Here is a 21640-nt window from a genome sequence, read left to right on the forward strand (position 1 = left end):
GATGTGTCTACCGCTTGCGCTTGCACAAACTTATGCTCTGCTCCCATTCCATCCCTTGCCGAGGAGGCTGTGCATGACGTCATTCGATCGTTTTCAGGCGCCGCCCGATGCCGACATGGAAAAGCAGCGCGCAGAACTGGCGGCCATCATTCGCCGCAACACGTCCGAAGATGGCAGTTATGCCACTGCCGTCGGCTCGCTGGTCATGTCGCGCCACACCCAGTCCCATGACTTCGCCCCGGTGCTTGCACAACCGGCGCTGTGCATCATGGCCCAGGGTCGCAAAGAGGTGCGGCTGGCGGATGAGTTCTTCAATTACGACCCGCTGAATTACCTGGTGGTATCGGTCTCGATGCCGTTGAGCGGTCGGGTGGTGAATGTCTCGCCTGAAGAGCCGATCCTCGCCGTGCGCCTTGATATCGATCCGGCGGAAATCACCGCGCTGATCGCCGATGCCGGCCCGATGGGCGTGCCCACCCGTCCGACCGGGCGTGGTCTGTATGTGGAGAAAATCGACAGCGCGATGCTTGATGCGGTGCTGCGTCTGGCCCGCCTGCTCGACGCGCCGAAAGACATCGCCATGCTCGCGCCGCTGATCCGCCGGGAAATTCTCTATCGCCTGCTGCGCAGTCCGCAGGGCCATCGGCTGTACGAAATCGCCATCGCCAACAGCCAGAGCCACCGCATCAGCCAGGCGATCAAATGGCTCAACGGCAACTTCGAACAGCCGCTGCGCATCGATGATCTGGCGAAGGAAGTGAACCTCAGCGTCTCGACCTTGCATCACCGTTTCAAGGCGATGACGGCGATGAGTCCGTTGCAGTATCAGAAGCAACTGCGCCTGCAGGAGGCGCGGCGTTTGATGCTGGCTGAGGGGCTGGAAGCTTCGGCGGCGGGGTATCGGGTGGGGTATGAAAGTCCGTCGCAGTTCAGCCGTGAGTACAGCCGGTTGTTTGGCGCGCCGCCGTTGAGGGATCTGGCGCGCCTGCGATTGAGTGTCTGATCAGGCGCCGAGCACCCGACACGCCTCACTCGGCAACGTCACCGACACCGGATGCCCGATCCCCAACCCGAAGCCCTGACACGGCGTGCTCAGCGCCGTGAAGGTCACCCCGGAACATTCCACCGTGGTCTCGATGGTCGCGCCGATATCCCGCACAAACGTCACCTTGCCCAGCAAGCGATTGCCCGCAGTGGCTTGGGGCGCCGACAGTTGCAGGTCTTCAGGACGGATCAACATCTTCACTTTCTGCCCGACCACGATGCTGCTGCAGATCGGCACTTGCAGTGCATCGCCACCCGGCAGTACGACCTTGCCATCGCCCAGCGCGGTGGCCGGGAAGATATTGCCGGAGCCGATAAAGTCCGCGACAAACTCGTTGGCCGGATGCCGATAGATTTCAATCGGCGTCCCCACCTGCTGCACCCGATGCTCACCGAGGACCACCACGATGTCGGCCATGGTCATGGCCTCGCGTTGATCGTGGGTGACCATGATGGTGGTGATGTTCAGGCGTTGTTGCAACTGACGGATTTCCACCTGCATCGACTCGCGTAACTTGGCATCCAGCGCCGACAGCGGTTCGTCGAGCAACAGGATTTTCGGGTGCGAAGCAATCGCCCGGGCAATCGCCACTCGCTGACGCTGGCCGCCGGAGAGTTTGGCCACTGGGCGATCAATCATCGGTTGCAGTTGGATCAGCTCCAGCAACTCCACCACCCGCGCCTGTTGATCGGCCTTGCTCACACCGCGCAGTTTCAGCGGATAGGCGATGTTCTCGCCCACCGTCATGTGCGGGAACAGCGCCAGCGACTGAAACACCATGCCGAAGTTGCGCAGGTGCGCCGGGGTGTGGCCGATGTCCTCGCCGCCCAAGCGGATCTCGCCGCCGGTGAGGGTTTCCAGCCCGGCGATCATTCGCAGCAAGGTGGTCTTGCCGCAGCCCGACGGGCCGAGGAAGCACACCAGTTTGCCCTCGGGCAAATGCAGGTTGACATCTTTCACCGCGCAGGCCGAGCCGTAATGTTTCTCGACGTTTTCCAGAATCAGACCAGACATAAAAATCACCTCAAAATCAGAAGGAAACGCCGCCCTCGCCCACCAGCTTCTCCAGCGCCCAGATCAGGACGAAGTCGATCAGCACGATCAGCACGGCAAACGAGAACACGGTAGGGTCGAGCGATGACACGGTGCGGCTGTACATCCAGATCGGCACGGTCATGACGTCGATGGTGTAGAGGAAATAGGTCACGGTGAATTCGTTGAACGAGACGATGAACGCCAGCAGCATCCCCGCCAGAATCCCCGATTTCATCAGCGGTACCACCACATCGACGATGGCGCGCAATGGCGAGGCGCCGAGCATCTGCGCGGCTTCCTCGACTTCGCTGCCGATGGAAAGCATGGCCGCCGTGCAGTTCTTCACCACGAACGGCAGCGCCAGAATCACGTGGGCGATCACCAGCCGCGAGGTGGTCATGTGGAACGGCAGGCTGTCGAACACCAGCAGCAAGGCCAGCCCCAGCACTACCATCGGGAACACCAGCGGCAGCGACATCAATTGCAGCGCCACGCCCTTGCCACGGAACTCGCAACGGGTCAGCGCGTAAGCCGCCGGCACCGCGATCAGCGTGGCGAAAATCATCGTCAGGCATGACACCAGCAAACTGGTGCCCATTGCCTGGCCGAGGCTCAGCACATCGCTGGCATCGGGCGAAACGAAGGTGTGCCACGCCGCTTGGTACCACTGCAGGCTGTAGCTGCTCGGCGGGAAGTCGAGGTTCGACGCGCCGCTGAACGACATCACGATCATCGTCAGGATCGGCAACACGGCCAGGAACAAAATGATCCCGGACAGGATGCCGGCGAACTTGCCGGTATCGCCCGGCAACAGCGACTGACGCTTCTTGATCAGGGCACTCATTGCGAAGCCTCCAGCAGACGGCGACGGCGGCCGGTGATGTATTCGGACAAGGTCATGATGGCGAGCGTGGTGACAATCAGCACCACGCCAGCGGCGGACGCGGCGGGCCAGTTCATCAGCGGGGCGATCTGGTCATGCACCATCACCGCGAGCATCGGCACGCGCCGACCGCCGAGCAGCAACGGCACCACGAAGCTGCTGGCGTTGTAGGCAAACACCAGGGTCGCGCCGGTGATGATCCCCGGCAGACTCATCGGCAACACCACTTGGCGGAACACTTGAAAACGACTGGCGCCGAGGGTGGCGGCAGCTTCTTCGTAGCTGCGGGCGACACCGCGCATGGCGCTGGCAATCGGCAGCACAGCCAGCGGAAACGCGGTCTGCACCAGCCCCATCAACACGCCGTTCTGGTTGTACAGCAACATGATCGGCCGCTTGATCAGACCGAGGCCCATCAGGGTCTGGTTGAGCATGCCGCCGGGGCCGAGGATCACCAGCCAGCCATAGCTTTGCAGCAACAGGTTGACCAGCAGCGGCAACAGCACCGCCGCCAGAAAAATCCGCCGCACGAACGGCGAGGTCAGGCGCGACATGGTGTACGCCACCGGGATCGCCAGCACCACGGCGATCACCGCGCTGATCAGCGCCAGACGCAAGGTCAGCAGCAACGATTTGAGGTAGTAGGGTTCGAGCAACTGCGCGTAACTGGCCAGGCTGAAACCGGACCACTCCGCACCCTTGGTGCCGACGCTCATGCGCAGCACCAGCAGGCTGGCGGCAATCAGCACGCCGAGAAACAGCATCGACGGCGTGAGAAAAAACCACGCCCGCGCCGTCGGCGAAACACCGCGCGCCGGGCGCGCGTCACCCGCGCCGACCGGTTGGGTCAGGGATTGATGTTCCATAGCAATGATCTCGTCAATGGAGAACGAATCTCCCAAACACCACTCGCCCTGTGGGAGCGGCGGTTCGACGCTTCGACTTGCTCGCGAAAGCGGCGGGTCAGTCAACCCATGAAGCGACTGACAGATTGCATTCGCGAGCAAGCCCGCTCCCACAAGGTTTCTGTGGTGTCTGGAAGTACGGCGTCAGGAAGAAAAGATTTCCGTGTAGCGACGAATCCACTGGTCATGCACGGTCGCCAGGAAGGCGTTGTCGTGCATGATCGCCTTCTCCGCGATCTGCTCCGGCGTGAGGATGAACGGGCTCTTGCGCGCTTCGGCGGAGATGATCGCCTTGGCGTTGACCGGGCCGTTGAAGATGTCTTCGGCCATCTTGCCCTGCACCAGCGGGTCGAGGGAGTGGTCGATGAAGGCGTAAGCCAGGTCGGTGTCGCCCGGACGATTCTTCGGCATTACCGAGAGCATCAGGTCGGTGTAGAAACCTTCCTTCATGCCGAACGTGGCGCCCAGGCCATAGTTCGGGTCGCGAATCTGCTTGGGGAAAAACGCCGGGGCATACAGGCCGCCCATGTCCAGGGAACCGGTGCGGAACAGCTCGGCGATCTGGTTGGGGTTTTCGCCCAGAGTCACCACGCGGTCTTTCAGCTCGGCGAGTTTCTTGAAGCCCGGCTCGATGTTGTGCTCGTCACCACCGGCCAGTTTGGCGGCGATGATGATCAGGTCCATGGCCTCGGTCCAGTTCGGCGGCGGCAGGAAAATGTTCGGTGCCAGATCGGCGTCCCACAGTGCCGCGTAACTGTCCGGCGCGGTGGTCTGGGTGCGAGTGCTGTAGACCAGACTGTTGCACCACAGCAGGTAGCCGATGCCGTGACCGTTGGCCCCGGTGCGGTATTTTTCCGGGACGTCGACCAGGTTGGGAATGCGGTTGAGATCGGGCTTTTCCAGCAGTCCGGCAGCGGCCAGACCTTCGGCACCAACGCCAGCCAGGGTGATGATGTCGTACTGCGGACGATCACCGCCGGCCTTGAGTTTGGCGACCATTTCCGAGGTGCTGCCGGTGCGGTCGGCAATCACTTTGGCGCCGGTCTTGGCTTCGAAGGTTGCCGCGATATTGCGCAGTGCGGCGAGGCCCGTGTCATCGGACCAGGTCAGCAGGCGCAGGGTCTTGCCGGCAAAGCGGGTGTCGCTGGCACTGGCCCGGATGAAGGGCATGCTCATGGCCGCCGCAGCCACCGAGGCCACGCCGACGGTTTTGATGAATTGACGCCTGTTCAGATCGTGCTCGCCCATTTAGGACTCCCATTATTCTTGTAAGTATGAGACTGATCGCAACCCTTGCATCTGCCTGACCGGAATTGCTCAAGCGCCCGGTTTCAAAGGGCTTGAGCGTGGTCTGCGGGTTCATCCTGAGGTCGTGCAAAACACCTGACTATCGATAAAAACTCATTGGAGCCATGACGCCGGCGCATGCCTCGTTGCGAGGCATGCGCTGACCTTTTTCGGGCATTCAGAGCGCGCGGATCACGTGCTTGATTTCCTGAAATGCCGCCAGACCCCACGGGCCCAACTCGCGGCCGATGCTGCTTTGTTTGTAGCCGCCCCACGCCGTCTGCGGGAAGATCACCTGCGGCGCGTTGAGCCACACCAGCCCCGCCTGCAAGGCGTTGGCGACCCGATCCGCGGTCTCGGCATTGCGCGTGACGACACTGGCGACCAGACCGAACTGACTGTCGTTGGCCAGGGCAATCGCCTCCGCTTCCGTAGCGAAACTGCGCACGCAGATCACCGGGCCGAAGATCTCTTCACACCACAGCGCACTGTCGAGGGGCACTTCGGTGAAGATCGTCGGCTGCAAGAAATATCCGCGCGGCAGATCCGCGGGACGATTGCCGCCACAAATCAGCTTGGCACCGGCACTCAAACCACGGTCGATGTGACCGAGCACTCGCTGGTACTGCGCCTGATTGACCAGCGCGCCCATCTCGACTTCAGGATCGAACGGGTCGGCCACACGGATTTTTTCCGCGCGGGCCTTCAGACGAATCAGGAACTCATCGGCGATTTCATCGGCAACCAGCACCCGGCTGGTGGCCGAGCACATCTGCCCGGCGTTGAAGAAACCGCCACCGCAGGCCAGCTCCACCGCCAGATCAAGGTCGGCGTCTTCCAGAATCAGCAGCGAGGATTTACCGCCCAGTTCCAGGCTCACGCCCTTCACGGTTTCAGCGGCGCGCTGCATCACTTGCACACCGACGGCGTTGCTGCCGGTGAAGGAAACCTTGGTGATGCGCGGGTCCGCCGACAGCGGCGCACCGACCGCCAGACCGGTGCCGCACACCAGGTTGAATACGCCTTTTGGCAGACCGGATTCAGCGATGATGGTCGCCAGTTCCAGCTCCGGCAGCGGCGTGACTTCCGACGGCTTGAGCACCACGCAGCACCCGGCGGCCAGGGCCGGGGCGAGTTTCCACGCGGTGGTGACCATCGGGAAATTCCACGGCACGATCAGACCGACCACACCGCACGGCTCGCGGCGCAGACGTGCGCTGAAATCGTCGCTGGGCAGCGGCACATTGCTGTCGAGTTTGGCGTCGAGGCCTTCGGCGAGTTCGGCGTAGTACTCGAACGTGGCGATCACGTCGTCGACATCGATGCCCGCTTCGAACTGCGGTTTGCCGTTGTTGCTCGACTGCAACTTCATCAGATGTTCGCGGCCGTTGCGCACACCATTGGCGATGTTGCGCAGGATCGCCGCGCGCTCGGCACCGGTGGTTTTCGACCAGCCTTTAAAAGCTTCGGTCGCTGCCGCTACCGCCTGGTTGACGGCGCTTTCGTCACCGCCATTGACCGTGGTCAGCAGCGCTTCGGTGGCCGGGTTGATCACGCGCAGGTGTTCGCGGCCGGCGGACCATTGGCCGTTGATGTACAGGCCGTCGAGTGTGGTCGGGAAATTGATCATTGGGCCACCGCCTTCATCCATTGGGTCTGGTCGATTTCGATCAGGGTCGGGCCCTGACGATCGGTGGCGGCGCGCAGTGCACCGCGCAGGTGTTCGGCGGAGCTGATCGCTTCTGCTGCACAACCCAGGGCCTTGGCCACACCGATGAAATCCGGGGTATAGATATCCACGCCCACCGGCTCGATGGCGCGGTTGACCATGTATTTCTTGATCTCTTCGTAACCCTGGTTATTCCACAGCAGGATGATCACCGGCGTGCGCGCTTCGACGGCGCTGGCCAGTTCCGGCAGGGTGAATTGCAGACCGCCGTCACCGATCAGGCACACCACCGGCGGACGAGCGCCGTGTTCGAGGTTGCCGCCAAGCCACGCGCCAATCGCCGCCGGCAAGGCGTAACCGAGGGTGCCGTAACCGGTGGACGAGTTGAACCAGCGGCGCGGACGCTCCGGGTTGAACGTCAGGTTGCCGGTGTATACCGGTTGCGTGGAGTCACCGACGAACACCGCGTTCGGCAATTCGTGCAGCACGGTTTCGAGGAAACGGGTCTGGGCCAGCGTTGGTGCATCCCAGGTCGCGGCCAGGTCTTCACGCAGACGGGCGGCGCGTACCTGACCCCAATCGTTGCGGCGCTCGGCCAGCGGCTTGTGCGACAGCGCACTGAGCAGCGCTTGTGCGGCGTTGCGCGAGTCGGCCACCAGCGCCACGTGAGGCGGGTAGTTACGCACGGTCTGGTCTGGATCGATGTCCACGCGCAGCAGCTTGCCGGGGATTTCGAAACCGCCGGCGAAGGTCACGTCGTAGTCGGTTTCCGCCAATTCGGTGCCGATCGCCAGGATCACGTCGGCATCGGCCACCAAAGCGCGGGTCGCCACCAGGCTCTGAGTCGAACCGATCAACAGCGGATGGCTCGACGGCAGCATGCCTTTGGCGTTGATGGTCAGGGCCACCGGTGCGTCGAGCAGTTCGGCCAGTTCGGTGAGCTCGGCAGCCGCATCGATGGCGCCGCCACCGGCGAGGATCAGCGGACGCTGGGCGCCGGCCAGCAGTTCAGTCATGCGGCTCACGGCGGCCGGCGCAGCACCGGCACGGTCGATGTTGACCGGCACGCTGGTCAGCAGTTCGTCGGCCTCTTCGACCAGTACGTCCAGCGGAATTTCGATGTGCACCGGACGCGGACGTCCGGCCTGGAACAGCGCGAAAGCACGGGCCAATACGCCCGGTAATTCGGACGCCGACATCAGCGTGTGGGAGAACGCCGCCACGCCGCCGACCAGTGCGCTCTGGTTCGGCAGTTCATGCAGCTTGCCGCGACCGCCGCCCAGTTGACTGCGCGACTGCACGCTGGAGATCACCAGCATCGGGATCGAATCGGCGTACGCCTGGCCCATGGCGGTGGTGATGTTGGTCATGCCCGGGCCGGTAATGATGAAGCACACACCCGGTTTGCCGCTGGTGCGGGCGTAGCCGTCGGCCATGAAGCCGGCGCCCTGTTCATGGCGCGGGGTGACGTGGTTGATGCTCGAACGGGCCAGCCCGCGATACAGCTCCACGGTATGCACCCCGGGAATGCCGAACACCTGCTCGACCCCATAATCTTCGAGTAACTTGACCAGTACTTCGCCACACGTCGCCATGTCTTTGCCCTTCTTGTTCGTTGAGGCACCGGGCTTTAAAGGAACCGGTGATTGGCCTCATTGAAACGGGCGACCCGTAGCCGCAACAATCGATAAAAGCTCATACTAGCCATGTCCTCACGTCATACCTTGGATCCACATGAAACGACTGCCTCCCCTGCCCGCCCTGCATACGTTTCTGATTACCGCGCAGTGCTGCAACTTCACCCGGGCCGCCGAGCAGTTGCACATCACTCAGGGTGCGGTGAGCCGGCAGATCGCCGGGCTGGAGGAGCATCTGGGTTATGAGCTGTTCATTCGCCTGGCCCGGGGCCTGGAGCTGACGGCCGAAGGTCGCGAATGGCTGCCACGGGTGCAGCAGGTGTTCAGCCTGATCGGCGACTCGGTGGAGCAGATCGGCGCCAAGCGCGAGACCCTGCAACTCAAGGCGCCGAGCTGCGTGATGCGCTGGTTGTTGCCACGCCTGCTGCAATGGCAGCGCGAGCGCCCGGACGTGCCGGTGAAACTCACGGCGTCGCTGCAACACGGGGTGGATTTTCATCGCGAGCAGTTCGACGCGGCGGTGATCTATGGCACCGCGCCCCACGATTCGCCTGCGACCTTGCATCTGTTCGATGAGCAACTGACGCCGGTCTGCTCGCCGACGCTGCTCAACGGTGGGCCGGCCCTGCACACACCGGCAGACTTGCAACAGCATCTGTTGCTGCACCCGACTCACACGGATGACGACTGGACACTCTGGCTCGAAGCCGCCGAACTGCATTTGAGCAACATCGCCAGCGGTCAGCATTTCGAGACGCTGGATCAGGCGATGTCGATGGCGTCCCACGGGACGGGGGTGGCGATCGGCGACTGGTCACTGATCGGCGACGACTTGAACGCCGGGCGACTGGTGATGCCGTTCGATCTGAAGGTGAAGACGGGATTGGGTTATTACATCGTGGCGCCGGCGTCGGAGCCGTCGGCGAAATTGCAGGAATTGATGGGGTGGTTGGTTGAGCAGGCTCATACGCGTTGAGCCCGGCCTCACCTGATGATCGTTCCCACGCTCCCCTTCTTTGATCGTTCCCACGCTCCGCGTGGGAATGCAGCTCGGGACGCTCCGCGTCCCATGCCGAAGCGGACGCGGAGCGTCCAATGAGGCGTTCCCACGCGGACGGTTCGACGCCTCGACGTGGGAACGATCAATACGGTCAGTAACCGACCGTAAACCGCTGACGCGAATGCTTCGGCGTTTCCACTTCGTCGATCAGCGCAATCGCGTAATCGGCAAAGGTAATCGAGCTCTGACCATCAGCACTCACCAGCAAGTCATCCTTGCCGATACGGAACTTGCCGGTGCGCTCGCCTTCGACAAACAGCGCCGAAGGCGACAGGAACGTCCAGTCCAGTTCCTTCTCCTGACGCAGCGCATCAAGGAACGCCGCACCAGCACTGGCCTCAGCCTTGTACTCGGCCGGGAAACCGGCGCTGTCGATCACGCGAGTGCCGTCCGGCAGCAACAGCGAACCGGCACCACCGACCACAAGCAGACGTTTCACCCCGGCCTGTTTCACCGGGCCGATCAGCGCGCTGGCCGGTACCGTGGCGAAATGCGCGGCGCTGATCACCACATCGTGACCGGCGACGGCGTCCTGCAACGCGGCGGCGTCCAGCACGTCGACATTCTTGCTGACCACACCGGCGTGGGCGCCGATCTTCGAGGTATCCCGAGCGATGGCGGTGACGCTGTGGCCGCGACGCAGGGCTTCTTCCAGCAGTTGGCTGCCGGCACGGCCGGTGGCACCAATGATTGCGATCTTGCTCATGACATTCTCCAGTTGGCTTGAGAGTGCTGCGTTTTTCAGAATCGGGTTACCACTGCATTTCGCCCTTGGCGACTTTCGCGCTCAGCTCCAGCGAGCTTTCTTCGCCCAGTGTCGGGTAGCGTTTTTTCATCGCGGCGATCAGCGCGGCAGAGTCCTTGGCCTTGGCGGTTTCTGCGTCGAAAGCCTTAATGTAGTCGGCGGTGAATTTCACGGCCGCCAGCGAACGGGCGCTGTCACCCAGGTAGTGACCCGGCACCACGGTTTTCGGTTTCAGGGTTTCGATCGAGTGCAGGGTTTCCAGCCAGTCGGCGTGGGATTGCGCAGTCTGGGTGTCGGCCATCCACACGTGGATGTTCTCGGCGACGACCACACCACCGACCACGGCTTTCAACGAAGGAATCCACACGAAGCTGCGATCCGGTTGTTTGCCTTCCAGGCCGACCACCTGCAGTTTCTGACCTTCGAGCATCAGGCTGTCGCCCTTGAGCACGCCCGGCACGATGGTTTTGGCCGGCACGTCGGCGCCCATTTTCGGGCCCCAGAAGGCGAGTTTACCGTCGACGGTTTTTTTGATGTGATCAACGGTCGGTTGCGAGGCCAGCACCTTGGCATCCGGGAAGGCTTTGGTCAGGGTGTCGAGACCGAAGTAGTAATCCGGGTCACCGTGGCTGATGTAGATGGTGGTCAGTTGCTTGCCGCTGGCGCGGATCTTCTCCACCACTTGCTCGGCCTGGGATTTGCCGAATTGCGCGTCCACCAGAATCGCGTCTTTCTCACCGCTGACCAGCACCGAAGTCACCGGGAAGATCGCGTTGGTGCCCGGGTTGTAAACGTCGAGGGTCAGATTCGCGGCCGCTGCATGGGCAGCAAAACCGAGGGTGGCGGTGGCCAGTAAAACGCGCTTGAGGATGGTGAAGCCGATCATGGGTTGCTCCGCTGTTCGAATGCCGTGCTTGGCGATGGGGACAGAGCTTAGTTGCCAGACTCGTTACAAAAAATGCGATGCTTGAACATAGTTTGTTTCTGAAAGCGGGCAAATCATGGATCGTCTCCAAGCAATGCGGGTGTTTGTCACGGTAGTGGATCTGGGCAGCCAGTCGGCGGCGGCCGATCACCTGGACCTGTCGCGCCCGGTAGTGTCGCGCTATCTGGCGGAACTGGAAGACTGGGTCGGCGCGCGCCTGATGCACCGCACCACGCGCAAGTTGAGCCTGACCGCCGCCGGCAACGAAATCCTGCCGCGCTGCCGGCAGATGCTGGAGCTGTCCGGCGACATGCAGGCCGCCGTCAGCGAACCTGCCGATGCGCCACGGGGTTTGCTGCGGATCAGCGTCAGTACCTCTTTCGGTCAGGCGCAACTGGCCGATGCCGTGGCGGCGTTCGTCAAAGCGTATCCGGGGGTGAACATCGATCTGCAAATGCTCGATCGCACCGTGAACCTGGTGGACGAGCGCATCGACCTGGCGATCCGCACCAGCAACGACCTCGACCCCAACCTGATCGCCCGGCGCCTGACGGTCTGCCGTTCGGTGGTCTGCGCCGCGCCCGCCTATCTGCAGGAACATCCGCAGCTGCAGCGGGTTGAAGATCTGAGCCGGCACAACTGCCTGACCCATTCCTATTTCGGCAAGAGCCTGTGGCATTTCGAGGAAGATGGCGAACCGGTCTCGGTGCCGGTGCAGGGCAACATCAGCGCCAACGAGGCCAGCACCCTGCTGCGCGCGACCCTGGCCGGCGCCGGCGTGGCGATGCTGCCGACCTATCAGGCCGGGGTGCATGTGCACAGCGGCGAACTGGTTCGCCTGCTGCCCCACGCCGAGCCGCGACAGATGAACATCTACGCCGTGTACGCCTCGCGCAAGCACATGCCGGCGGCGCTGCGCTGCATGCTGGATTTTCTGGTGCAGCGTTTTCCCGAAAACCCGCAATGGGATATCGGGCTGTAATCCCGTTCGCATAGCCGCTGGCAACTCCACGGCGCTGACCTATGCTGAAAGTAGTACCCAAGGGTATTCGTTCAGAGGTCAACGCCATGAACACCAGAACAAGAAGATACCTCGCGATTTTCATCACCTGCGCGGCCACGCTGGCGCTGTATGGCACCGCGGCGTGGCGCGTGGAGCAGTTGCGGCAACTGCCCCGTGAATACGCGAGCTGCAACTTCGAGCGCTGCATCCCTCACAACGCCACCCTCAACGCCCTGCGCTGACGCAGGACGTCTGTGGGAGTGAGCTTGCTCACGAAGGCGGCGTGTCAGGTGGCAAAACTGCCGGCTGATACACCGTCTTCGCGAGCAAGCTCGCTCCCACCTATTCACTCTCTTGTTGTTCGGATTTGAGTCGGTCGCGGAACGCCTTTGGCGAGATCCCCACCCGGCGCCGGAACAGGCGCGTGAAGTTGGTCGGATCGGAAAACCCCAACACCTCGGACATCTCGTAAATCGTCATGCTCGTATAAGTCAGCAGACGCTTGGCTTCCAGCAATTGACGCTCGTGCATGATCTGCAACGCCGGCTGCCCCGCCAGTTCACGGCAGGTGCCGTTGAGGTGCGAGACGGAAATCCCCAGGCGATGGGCCAGGTCTTCGACCTTGACGTGCTGGCGGTAGGTTTCTTCGACCAGTTGAATGAACCCGTTGAGGTATTCGCGCTGACGCTGCGGGCGTAGCGTGGCGTTGTGGCGGTGGATCGCCTGACGGCTGACCCAGACCATGATCACGCTGACCAGCGAATGCATGAGCATTTCACGCGCCGGTTGATGGCCGTTGTACTCGGCCTGCAACGCGGCAAACAAACTGTTGAGGTACTCCGCGTCCTTGCCCGCCGGATAGCTTTCGGCCTGGGCCAGGGCCTGCACCGCGCTGCCCAGTTGCGCCTGCAAATGGTTGATCAACGGTGTGGCGAGGGTGACGACAAATCCTTCGACGTCCTCGGAAAAACGGAATCCATGCACCGATAACGGCGGCAGGATCTGGATCGCGGCTTCGTTCAGTTGCGTGCGTTGGCCTTCGATTTCAAGCTCTGCCTGACCTTTGAATACGAAGAGCAACTGGCACAAATCGGCGTGGCGGTGGGGTTTGATTTCCCATTGGTGTTCGCGGCTGCGTTTGGAAATGGTTTCACAGTGCAGCAAGTCAGGGGTCGGCCAGTCCAGGCTTTCACCGTAGAGCTTGAACACCGGAATCGAAGGCAGGTCAGGCTTGTTCATCACTTCAATCCAGGCCTCGAGGTTTGCGGGCGATAATCGCACCGATTGGCAGAATGTACAGGTATCGGCTCAGTTTTCACCTTCAATTGACAGACCCGCAAGGGAAAAATGCAAGCACTCGAATCCTGAAAATCATTCACCGGCCGTTGTCGCGTGAAGCTTGCGAGTCATAAAAACAATGAAAACGCTGAAAACCCAAGTCGCCATCATCGGCGCCGGTCCGTCCGGATTATTGCTCGGCCAACTGTTGCACAACGCCGGCATCGACACCCTGATTCTGGAGCGCCAGACACCTGACTATGTGCTCGGCCGAATCCGCGCCGGCGTGCTTGAACAAGGCATGGTAGAGCTGTTGCGCGAGGCTGGCGTAGGTCAGCGGATGGATGCCGAAGGGCTGGTGCACGGTGGTTTCGAACTGGCCCTCGACGGGCGCCGGATCCACATCGATCTGCAAGCCCTGACCGGTGGAAAAACCGTGACGGTCTACGGCCAGACCGAGGTCACTCGCGACCTGATGGCCGCTCGTCGGGAGACCGGTGGGCAGACAATTTACGAAGCCAGCCATGTCGTTCCCTGTGACATGAAAAGCGACGAAGCTTATGTCACCTTCGAAAAGGACGGCGAAACCTGGCGTGTCGATTGTGACTACATCGCCGGTTGCGACGGTTTCCACGGCGTGGCCCGGCAGTCGATTCCCGAGGATTGCCTGAAAGTCTTCGAACGGGTTTATCCGTTTGGCTGGCTGGGGATTCTCGCCGATACTCCACCGATTCACGATGAACTGGTCTACGCCCGCCACGAACGCGGCTTCGCCCTGTGCAGCATGCGGTCGGCGACTCGCACCCGTTATTACCTGCAAGTGCCGGCCGAAGAAAACGTCGATGACTGGTCGGATCAGCGTTTCTGGGATGAACTGCGCAATCGTCTGCCGGAGGATCTGGCGCAGAAACTGGTGACCGGTCCGTCGATTGAAAAGAGCATCGCGCCGCTGCGCAGTTTTGTGGTCGAGCCGATGCAGTACGGGCGGATGTTTCTGGTCGGGGATGCGGCGCACATTGTTCCGCCGACCGGTGCCAAAGGTCTGAATCTGGCGGCCAGCGATGTCAGCACGCTGTTCAGGATTTTGCTGAAGGTCTACCGCGAAGGTCGCACCGAGTTGCTGGAAAAATACTCGGAGATCTGCCTGCGCCGGGTGTGGAAAGCCGAGCGGTTTTCCTGGTGGATGACCTCGATGCTGCACCGCTTCGACGAGCATGATGATTTCAGCCAGCGGATCTGCGCTTCGGAACTGGACTACTTTGTCAGCTCAGAGGCGGGGCAAAAAACCATTGCAGAAAATTACGTCGGGCTTCCTTATGAGGCTATCGAATAGCCTGCTACCGACTTACACTGGCGAGCATCCCCGCTCGCCTGGCGATCTGCGGGACACTCACTGCCCGCAGGTTTTGCCCGTGACCAATCTCAACCATCCCGAAACGCCCAAACCGGCCATTCGCAGCGTGCTGGTCGCGCTGATGATGGCGATCTTTCTCGGTGCGCTGGACCAGACCATCGTCGCCGTTTCCATGCCGGCCATCTCCGCCCAGTTCAAGGACGTCAGCCTGCTGGCCTGGGTGATTTCCGGCTACATGGTGGCGATGACCGTGGCGGTGCCGATCTACGGCAAGCTCGGTGACCTGTACGGGCGGCGCAAACTGATGCTGTTCGGCATGGGTCTGTTCACCCTCGCCTCGCTGTTCTGCGGCATGGCCCAGAGCATGGAGCAACTGGTGCTGGCGCGGATTTTCCAGGGCATCGGTGCCGGCGGGATGATTTCGGTGAGCCAGGCGATCATCGGCGATATCGTGCCGCCTCGCGAACGCGGGCGTTATCAGGGTTATTTCAGCAGCATGTACGCGGTGGCCAGCGTCGCCGGCCCGGTGCTCGGCGGTTACATGACCGAGTACCTGTCATGGCGCTGGGTGTTCCTGATCAACCTGCCGTTGGGCCTTGGCGCTTACTGGGTGGCGCGACGCAACCTGATCGGCCTGCCGATTCCCCAGCGCAAACCAATCATCGACTACCTCGGCACGCTGCTAATGATCATCGGTCTGACGGCGCTGTTGTTGGCGATCACTCAGGTCGGCCAGGGTTACGCGTGGCGCAGCAGCGAAGTGCTCGGGCTGTTCGCTTGCGCGGTGGCGGTTTTGGCGGTGTTCGTCTGGCATGAGCGGCGCGCCCGGGAGCCGTTGCTGCCGATGCACCTGTTCACCAACCGCAGCGCCCTGCTGTGCTGGTGCACGATTTTCTTTTGCAGCTTCCAGGCGATTTCGTTGATTGTGCTGATGCCTCTGCGCTTCCAGAGCGTAACCGGTGCTGGCGCCGACAGCGCCGCACTGCACCTGCTGCCGTTGGCGATGGGTTTGCCGATCGGCGCGTATTTCGCCGGACGTCGCACCTCGATCACCGGACGCTACAAACCGCAGATTCTGACCGGCGCGCTGCTGATGCCGATCTCGATCCTCGGCATGGCCTTCAGCCCGCCGGATGCGACGTTGCTCAGCAGCCTGTTCATGCTGCTCAGCGGGATCGCCGGTGGCATGCAGTTCCCGACCTCGCTGGTCGGTACGCAGAATTCGGTGGAGCAAAAGGACATCGGCGTCGCCACCAGCACCACCAACCTGTTCCGCTCCCTGGGCGGCGCGGTGGGCGTGGCATTGATGTCGGCGCTGTTGCTGGCATTGTTGCAGGATTCCAGTTTCGCCCACCTGGCCGGCAGCTCGCTGATGAGCGAAGGGCATTCCGGTAACGTGCTGCTCGATGGCCTGAACGCGGCGCCCGGCGATGCGAAGAATGCCTTGCGTGCCGAACTGCTGGTGACGTTCCGGCATTTGCTGATGGTCAGCGCGGCGGTGTCGCTGCTCGGGCTGGCGGCGGCGATTGCGATGCCGAACCGGTTGCTGCGGGGCCGTGAACACGGCGCCCGCTGACTGTAGAACACCGTATGACCTGTGGGAGCGACGGTGCGACGACTCGACTTGCTCGCGATTGCGGTTGATCAGTCGACATTTGCGTCACTGCTACATTGCTATCGCGAGCAAGCTCGCTCCCACAGGGGAAGTGCAATCAAGCACTGTAATAACCGACCGCCACCAGCATGTTCCCGACCTTCTTCAGGTAGGCATGCTTGTCCTCGACCTTGCCGGTCACCGGGTTTTTCCAGCGGTACTCGTACTCGCCCTCATCCTGTTTGCCGATCAGCGCCAGAATCGGTTCGCCCACCGGTTTGCCTTCCGGGTCATCGACCTTGGCGAAATCGGTGTTGATCAACCGCAGGTTGGTGCCGTGGGCGACGTAGCGCCGGTTGTCGAGATTGACCACGAACACATACAGGTCGTCCTGCAGGTAACCACCCTTGAGCGAGTTGATTGCGGACAGCGTGCCCTTCTCGTCCTTGGTCAAATCGGTGGCCGCTTTGTCGAGCAACGCTTTCGCCTGTTCTGCCGACGCACGCGGCAGGTAATAACCCACCGCCAGAATCCGCTGACCGATGCGTTGATAGTAAACGTGCTTGCGCTCGACCTTGCCGTCGGACCAGTTCTGCCAGCGGTATTCGGCCTGCTGGATGCCGTTGCCTTCCGGCACTTTCAAGGCGTCCTTGAAGGACTTCTGCAAGTCCGGCCCGAGGACTTCGCTGACGTCGCGACCGATCAATGCCGACGACGGCCCACCGCTGGCGAGCATCACGCCCTTGGTGTCGACCACGAACACGTAACGGTCCTTGTCGACGAATTCGCCCTGTCGGCTGAACGCCGCGAACGCCTTGTCGCCGTTGTCGTGGTAATAGGCCAGAGCCTTTTCCAGCAAGGCGATGGCGGCCTTGCTGTCGTCTTTTTCCGTGGTGGCCGCGTTGGCCTGACCGAAACTCAACAGCAGCACCGCGCCGAGCCAGGCCAGCTTGTGCACAAACCCCATGACGCATCCCTCGTTCTTGTTGGTGTTTCAAGAGCGTAGACGGCCTGAAGGCATGTATGGATATTCAGAAAGCTTCTGAATGTTGCTGTGGCGAGGGCGTTCATTCCCTCGCCACACAAGAGGCTTACGGACGGGCGTTGAGTTGCTGCTGCAGGTTCTGGATCTGCGCTTGCAGGGTGTTGATGTTGCGGGTCATCTGCCCACGGAAGGCATCGAACTCGGCAGTGTTGGTGCCGCCCTGCGCAGCGGCCGGACGGTTGTCCTGCTCGCTTTTGAGGATGACGATTTCCTGCTCCAGACGATCGATTGCAGGGTTCGACCCACTTTGTTTCTTCAGGGCCGTGATGTCGGCACCGAGGCTCTTGAACTGCGCATCGAAACCCTTCACCTGTGCATCGAAGCTCTTGAGCTGGGCGTCAAGCTTGCTGGTGTCGGCCGGGGTGCTTTTCAGCGTGGCCAGTTCGGCGCTCAGGGCTTTGACCTGGGCTTGCAACTGGGTGTTGGCGTTCTGTTGTTCGGTGGTCTGGGCGGTCATCTGCGCCAGGCGCTTGTCCAGATCCGTCGCCTGCCCGGCCACGCCCTGCTGCTGTTTGCTCTGATCCTGAAGCGCGCTTTGCAGCTGTTTGATCTGCAGCTTCAGGGCTTCGCTGTCGGTGGTGACGTTGGTCTGGCTGGCCACGACCTTGCCGGAAATGTCCTGCAAGCGCCCCGCTGCTTCCTCACTGATGCGCGCGAAACTTTCCTGGGTCGCCACCAGTTGCTGCTCCATCAGCGAAATCTGCTGGAAGCTCCACCAGGCCAGACCGATGAAGGCGAAGAACAATGCGCCGACCAGTGCCCACAACGGCCCGGTGCTGGCGGCTTTGACCTTGACCACCGGCGGCGTGCGCGAATGCAAGGTGGTGCGGGCGGTGGCCGGAAAATCGTCGTCATCGAGGGTATCGGCGCGCAGGCTCGGTACATCGTCGAAATCGTCGTGGGCATCGTTACGCATGGACATTGAGGCAACCTTTGTGAAACGCGGTGATGGCAGATTGGGGCGAAGTATAAACCCCGCGGCCGCTGGGGTTGACCCTCAAGCCGTGGCGCGGTTCAGTGCCGGCCGGCAGATTCGTATCAACGAATGTCCTGGGCCTTCCACCAGCCACAGAACTCATCGAGGGCCGTCCACAGACTGACTTTCGGATCGTAGTCCAGATAATGCCGGGCGCGACTGATGTCGAGGGTGAAATTTTTGTTCATCACCTGCATGCCCAGGCGCGACAGGGTCGGCTCGGGACGCCCGGGCCAGAGCTTGCACACACCTTCGTTAAGCGCCGCCACGCTGTAGGCCAGACCATAGGAACGGTACTTGGTGACCTGTGGGACTTCCATCTTGCGCATCACGTAATTGACCACATCCCACAGCGGCACCGGGGCGCCGTTGCTGATGTTGTAGGCCTTGCCCAGTGCGGAGGCGTCGGCCAGCAGACTGCTGAGCAACGCTTCGTTGAGGTTGTGCACGCTGGTGAAATCGACCTTGTTCAGACCGTTGCCGATGATCGCCAGACGGCCCTTGCGCTGCATGTTCAGCAAGCGCGGGAAGATGCTCATGTCGCCGGCGCCGGTGACGAAACGCGGGCGCAGGGCGAGGGTTTCGAGACCGAATTCCTGGGCGCCGAAGACCTTTTGCTCGGCCAGGTATTTGGTCGCGGCGTAGTGATGCTTGAAGCGCTTGGGCACTTGTTCTTCGGTCAGGCCGAGGTGGTCGCGACCGTCAAAGTAGATCGAGGGCGACGACAGATGCACCAGCCGCCGAACCCGTTGTTTCAGGCAGGCCTCGACCACGTTTTCGGTGACCTGGACGTTGCCCTGATGGAAGTCCTGATACCGGCCCCACAAGCCGACCGCACCGGCGCAATGCACCACGGCTTCGACATCGCTGCACAGCGCACGCACCAGATCCGGATCGCTCAAATCGCCTTGAACGAACTCGGCGCCGCGACGCACCAGATGCTCGACACCCTCGGCCCGGCGACCGTTGACCCGCACGTCCAGGCCCTGCTCCAGGGCGAAACGCGCAAAGCGTCCGCCAATGAAGCCGCTTGCGCCGGTGACCAGAATTTTCATGTAGAGCTCCGCTGTCTTTCGTTTTGCCTGATTCGTGAGTCTTGACGCTGGCCGTCAGTCCAACGGCACCAGCCATTGCGCCGACGAGCGCACCAATTGCTCGGTCAACAGCCCGAGCAACTGACCGCCATTGCGCCAATGATGCCAGTACAAGGGCACGTCGATCGGTTTATCTGGCAACAGTTCGCGCAGTACGCCGCGCTCCAGTTGCTCGCGCACCTGCAATTCCGGCACCAGTCCCCAGCCGAGCCCGACTTCGGTCAGGCGGATAAAACCTTCGGATGACGGGCACAGGTGATGTTCGAAACCGCCATCGACGCCGAGGGACGCGAGGTATCGATGCTGCAGAAAGTCGTCCGGGCCAAATACCAGCGCCGGGGTGCGCGGCAATTGTTCGGCCCGCACGCCATCGGGAAAATGCCGCTCGATGAACGCCGGACTGGCCAGCGCCCGATAGCGCATCGCTCCGAGCAACACGCTGCGCGCGCCTGCCACCGGTCGCTCACTGGCGCACAGGCAACCGGCCACTTCACCGGCGCGCATGCGTTTGAGGCCGACGGTCTGGTCTTCGACGATCAGATCCAGCAATAGATGTTGTTCGGCGCAGAAATCGCCCACCGCCTCGGCCCACCAGGTGGCGAGGCTGTCGGCATTCAGGGCGATACGCAGGCGCTCCGGCAGGCCTTCCTCGTCCAGCGCCGGCACCAGCGTCTGCAAATCCCGCTCAAGCAGGCGCACCTGCTGCACATGGTTGAGCAGGCGCCGGCCAATTTCGGTAGGCGACGGCGGCGTGCCACGCACCAGAACCGGCTGGCCGACCCGCGCTTCCAGCAATTTGATCCGCTGGGAGATCGCCGATTGCGAAAGGCCCAGCACCTGCGCCGCCCGTTCGAATCCGGCCTGCTCGACCACAGCGGCCAGAGCGGAAAGCAATTTGTAGTCGAACATCAGTTTTCCTAATGAGCGATCAGCACTATTTGTTATTCTTATACAGCGTCAACCGGGAGAATAGCCAGCAAGCACTCTTTATCAAGGACCACCCCCATGGCTGGCGAAACCTCGTTGACCACCCTGCTGCGCAGCATGAGCCCGCAGCTCAATGCCGGCGAATACGTCTTCTGCACCTTGCGCGATCGCCAGTTGCCGAGCGGCCTGGAAGTTGTAGGCAGTTTCCGTGAACAGGAAGGCCTGACGGTGATTCTCGAACGGTCCCACGCCGAGCGCGCCGGTTTCAGCTTCGACTACGTCGCGGCCTGGATCACCTTGAACGTTCATTCGGCGCTGGAAGCCGTCGGCCTGACCGCAGCATTCGCCACCGCACTGGGCAAGGCCGGGATCAGCTGCAACGTGATTGCCGGTTATTACCACGACCATTTGTTCGTCGGTCAGGCCGACGCCGAACGCGCCATGCAAGTGCTGCGCGATCTCGCAGCCAACGCGGAGTAACCGTCATGTGGCAAAGCTATACCAACGGTTTGCTGGTGGCGTTCGGGCTGATCATGGCGATCGGCACCCAGAATGCCTTTGTCCTGGCGCAGAGCCTGCGGCGTGAACATCACCTGCCGGTCGCGGCGCTGTGCGTTGCCTGTGATGCGTTGCTGGTGGCGGCAGGTGTGTTCGGTCTGGCCACGGTGCTGGCGCAGAACCCTACGTTGCTGGCAGTTGCCCGCTGGGGCGGCGCGGTGTTTCTGATCTGGTACGGCAGCCAGGCGTTGCGCCGGGCCTTCTCGAAACAGAGTTTGCAGCAGGGTGAAAACCAGACCGTACGTTCGCTGCGGGCGGTGATGCTCAGCGCACTGGCGGTGACGCTGCTCAACCCGCACGTCTATCTCGACACCGTTTTGCTGATCGGTTCTCTCGGCGCGCAACAGTCGGTGCCCGGCGCTTATGTGATTGGCGCGGCGAGTGCTTCGCTGCTGTGGTTCTTCACCCTGGCGTTCGGCGCGGCATGGCTCGCACCGTGGCTGGCGCGGCCGAGTACGTGGCGGATTCTCGATCTGTTGGTCGCGGTGATGATGTTCACGGTGGCGGGTCAGCTCATTCTGGCTTCGTGATTATTCCAAACAGCTCTGGAACCTCTATCCCACACAGTTGTTGCGTGGTTAAGCCGCACCCCCGGTGCTATGATCCGAACCCTGCGCCGC

Annotated in this window: 21 protein-coding genes; 8 read left to right on the top strand and 13 right to left on the bottom strand. The window is 61.9% G+C overall.

From position 1 onward, the window contains the following. Positions 1–73 precede the first annotated feature (73 nt). The gene (locus LOY31_RS22965; RefSeq protein WP_085606682.1) at positions 74–1003 is read left to right on the top strand and encodes an AraC family transcriptional regulator; all 930 of its coding nucleotides are present in this window, start codon (positions 74–76) and stop codon (positions 1001–1003) included. Here LOY31_RS22965 and LOY31_RS22970 read toward each other — a convergent pair whose 3' ends face one another. The 6 genes from LOY31_RS22970 to LOY31_RS22995 all read right to left on the bottom strand — a co-directional run bounded on the left by LOY31_RS22970 (position 1004) and on the right by LOY31_RS22995 (position 8419). Beyond that, positions 1004–2059 carry an ABC transporter ATP-binding protein gene (locus LOY31_RS22970; protein WP_221533566.1) on the bottom strand — a complete coding sequence of 352 codons (1056 nt, stop codon included), beginning with the start codon at positions 2057–2059 and terminating at the stop codon, positions 1004–1006. 16 nt (positions 2060–2075) lie between these two features. Next, positions 2076–2924 (bottom strand): ABC transporter permease, encoded by an 849-nt coding sequence (locus LOY31_RS22975; protein WP_085606684.1) that lies wholly within the window; start codon positions 2922–2924, stop codon positions 2076–2078. Continuing rightward, a complete protein-coding gene (locus tag LOY31_RS22980; protein WP_085606686.1) occupies positions 2921–3829 on the bottom strand; it encodes an ABC transporter permease in 909 nt (302 codons plus the stop codon). The genes LOY31_RS22975 and LOY31_RS22980 overlap by 4 nt, the downstream gene beginning before the upstream one ends. Before the next feature lie 183 nt (positions 3830–4012). After that, positions 4013–5116, bottom strand: a complete 1104-nt coding sequence (locus tag LOY31_RS22985) for an extracellular solute-binding protein (protein ID WP_064599076.1) — start codon at positions 5114–5116, stop codon at positions 4013–4015. Positions 5117–5333: 217 nt separating this feature from the next. After that, a complete protein-coding gene (locus LOY31_RS22990; protein ID WP_221533565.1) occupies positions 5334–6785 on the bottom strand; it encodes an aldehyde dehydrogenase family protein in 1452 nt (483 codons plus the stop codon). Next, the gene (locus tag LOY31_RS22995) at positions 6782–8419 is read right to left on the bottom strand and encodes a 5-guanidino-2-oxopentanoate decarboxylase (protein WP_127799643.1); all 1638 of its coding nucleotides are present in this window, start codon (positions 8417–8419) and stop codon (positions 6782–6784) included. The genes LOY31_RS22990 and LOY31_RS22995 overlap by 4 nt, the downstream gene beginning before the upstream one ends. Positions 8420–8558: 139 nt before the next feature. On the opposite strand from LOY31_RS22995, the gene LOY31_RS23000 reads away from it, so the two are divergent. After that, entirely contained in the window at positions 8559–9437 is an 879-nt protein-coding gene (locus LOY31_RS23000) for a LysR substrate-binding domain-containing protein (RefSeq protein ID WP_074688417.1), read from the top strand. A 175-nt stretch (positions 9438–9612) separates the two neighbouring features. Here the strand turns inward: LOY31_RS23000 and LOY31_RS23005 are convergent, their stop codons facing one another. Together LOY31_RS23005 and LOY31_RS23010 are read right to left on the bottom strand one after the other, a co-directional pair. After that, complete coding sequence (locus LOY31_RS23005) at positions 9613–10227, bottom strand: NAD(P)-dependent oxidoreductase (RefSeq protein WP_221533564.1); 615 nt, start codon at positions 10225–10227, stop codon at positions 9613–9615. Between the two features lie 46 nt (positions 10228–10273). Next, on the bottom strand, positions 10274–11152 hold the full coding sequence (locus LOY31_RS23010) for an MBL fold metallo-hydrolase (protein WP_221533563.1): 879 nt from the start codon (positions 11150–11152) through the stop codon (positions 10274–10276). Between the two features lie 115 nt (positions 11153–11267). On the opposite strand from LOY31_RS23010, the gene LOY31_RS23015 reads away from it, so the two are divergent. Together LOY31_RS23015 and LOY31_RS23020 are read left to right on the top strand one after the other, a co-directional pair. After that, complete coding sequence (locus tag LOY31_RS23015; protein WP_221533562.1) at positions 11268–12173, top strand: LysR family transcriptional regulator; 906 nt, start codon at positions 11268–11270, stop codon at positions 12171–12173. Positions 12174–12259: 86 nt separating this feature from the next. Beyond that, positions 12260–12436, top strand: coding sequence for a hypothetical protein (locus LOY31_RS23020; protein WP_007953274.1), 177 nt, complete (start codon positions 12260–12262; stop codon positions 12434–12436). A gap of 100 nt (positions 12437–12536) precedes the next feature. Here LOY31_RS23020 and LOY31_RS23025 read toward each other — a convergent pair whose 3' ends face one another. Then, a complete protein-coding gene (locus LOY31_RS23025) occupies positions 12537–13433 on the bottom strand; it encodes a helix-turn-helix domain-containing protein (RefSeq protein ID WP_221533561.1) in 897 nt (298 codons plus the stop codon). Positions 13434–13620: 187 nt separating this feature from the next. Between LOY31_RS23025 and pobA the strand changes: the two genes are divergently transcribed. Both pobA and LOY31_RS23035 read left to right on the top strand, forming a co-directional pair. Further along, entirely contained in the window at positions 13621–14805 is a 1185-nt protein-coding gene (gene pobA / locus LOY31_RS23030; RefSeq protein ID WP_221533580.1) for a 4-hydroxybenzoate 3-monooxygenase, read from the top strand. 79 nt (positions 14806–14884) lie between these two features. Beyond that, positions 14885–16402 carry an MDR family MFS transporter gene (locus LOY31_RS23035; protein WP_221533560.1) on the top strand — a complete coding sequence of 506 codons (1518 nt, stop codon included), beginning with the start codon at positions 14885–14887 and terminating at the stop codon, positions 16400–16402. A gap of 136 nt (positions 16403–16538) precedes the next feature. Here LOY31_RS23035 and LOY31_RS23040 read toward each other — a convergent pair whose 3' ends face one another. From LOY31_RS23040 to LOY31_RS23055, 4 genes are all read right to left on the bottom strand, one after another. After that, positions 16539–17387 (bottom strand): cache domain-containing protein, encoded by an 849-nt coding sequence (locus LOY31_RS23040; protein WP_085606706.1) that lies wholly within the window; start codon positions 17385–17387, stop codon positions 16539–16541. 124 nt (positions 17388–17511) lie between these two features. Then, positions 17512–18387: an ATPase gene (locus LOY31_RS23045; RefSeq protein WP_085606708.1), complete on the bottom strand. Its 876-nt coding sequence runs from the start codon at positions 18385–18387 to the stop codon at positions 17512–17514. A gap of 116 nt (positions 18388–18503) precedes the next feature. Beyond that, a complete protein-coding gene (locus LOY31_RS23050) occupies positions 18504–19496 on the bottom strand; it encodes an NAD(P)-dependent oxidoreductase (RefSeq protein ID WP_085684455.1) in 993 nt (330 codons plus the stop codon). A gap of 54 nt (positions 19497–19550) precedes the next feature. Next, positions 19551–20444, bottom strand: a complete 894-nt coding sequence (locus LOY31_RS23055; protein ID WP_258712253.1) for a LysR family transcriptional regulator ArgP — start codon at positions 20442–20444, stop codon at positions 19551–19553. A gap of 96 nt (positions 20445–20540) precedes the next feature. On the opposite strand from LOY31_RS23055, the gene LOY31_RS23060 reads away from it, so the two are divergent. Both LOY31_RS23060 and LOY31_RS23065 read left to right on the top strand, forming a co-directional pair. Further along, entirely contained in the window at positions 20541–20942 is a 402-nt protein-coding gene (locus LOY31_RS23060) for an ACT domain-containing protein (RefSeq protein ID WP_258712254.1), read from the top strand. Positions 20943–20947: 5 nt separating this feature from the next. Further along, a complete protein-coding gene (locus tag LOY31_RS23065) occupies positions 20948–21550 on the top strand; it encodes a LysE/ArgO family amino acid transporter (RefSeq protein WP_221533557.1) in 603 nt (200 codons plus the stop codon). The last annotated feature ends 90 nt before the right edge of the window (positions 21551–21640 follow it).

Source organism: Pseudomonas sp. B21-021, assembly GCF_024749205.1.
Classification (GTDB): domain Bacteria; phylum Pseudomonadota; class Gammaproteobacteria; order Pseudomonadales; family Pseudomonadaceae; genus Aquipseudomonas; species Aquipseudomonas paraglycinae.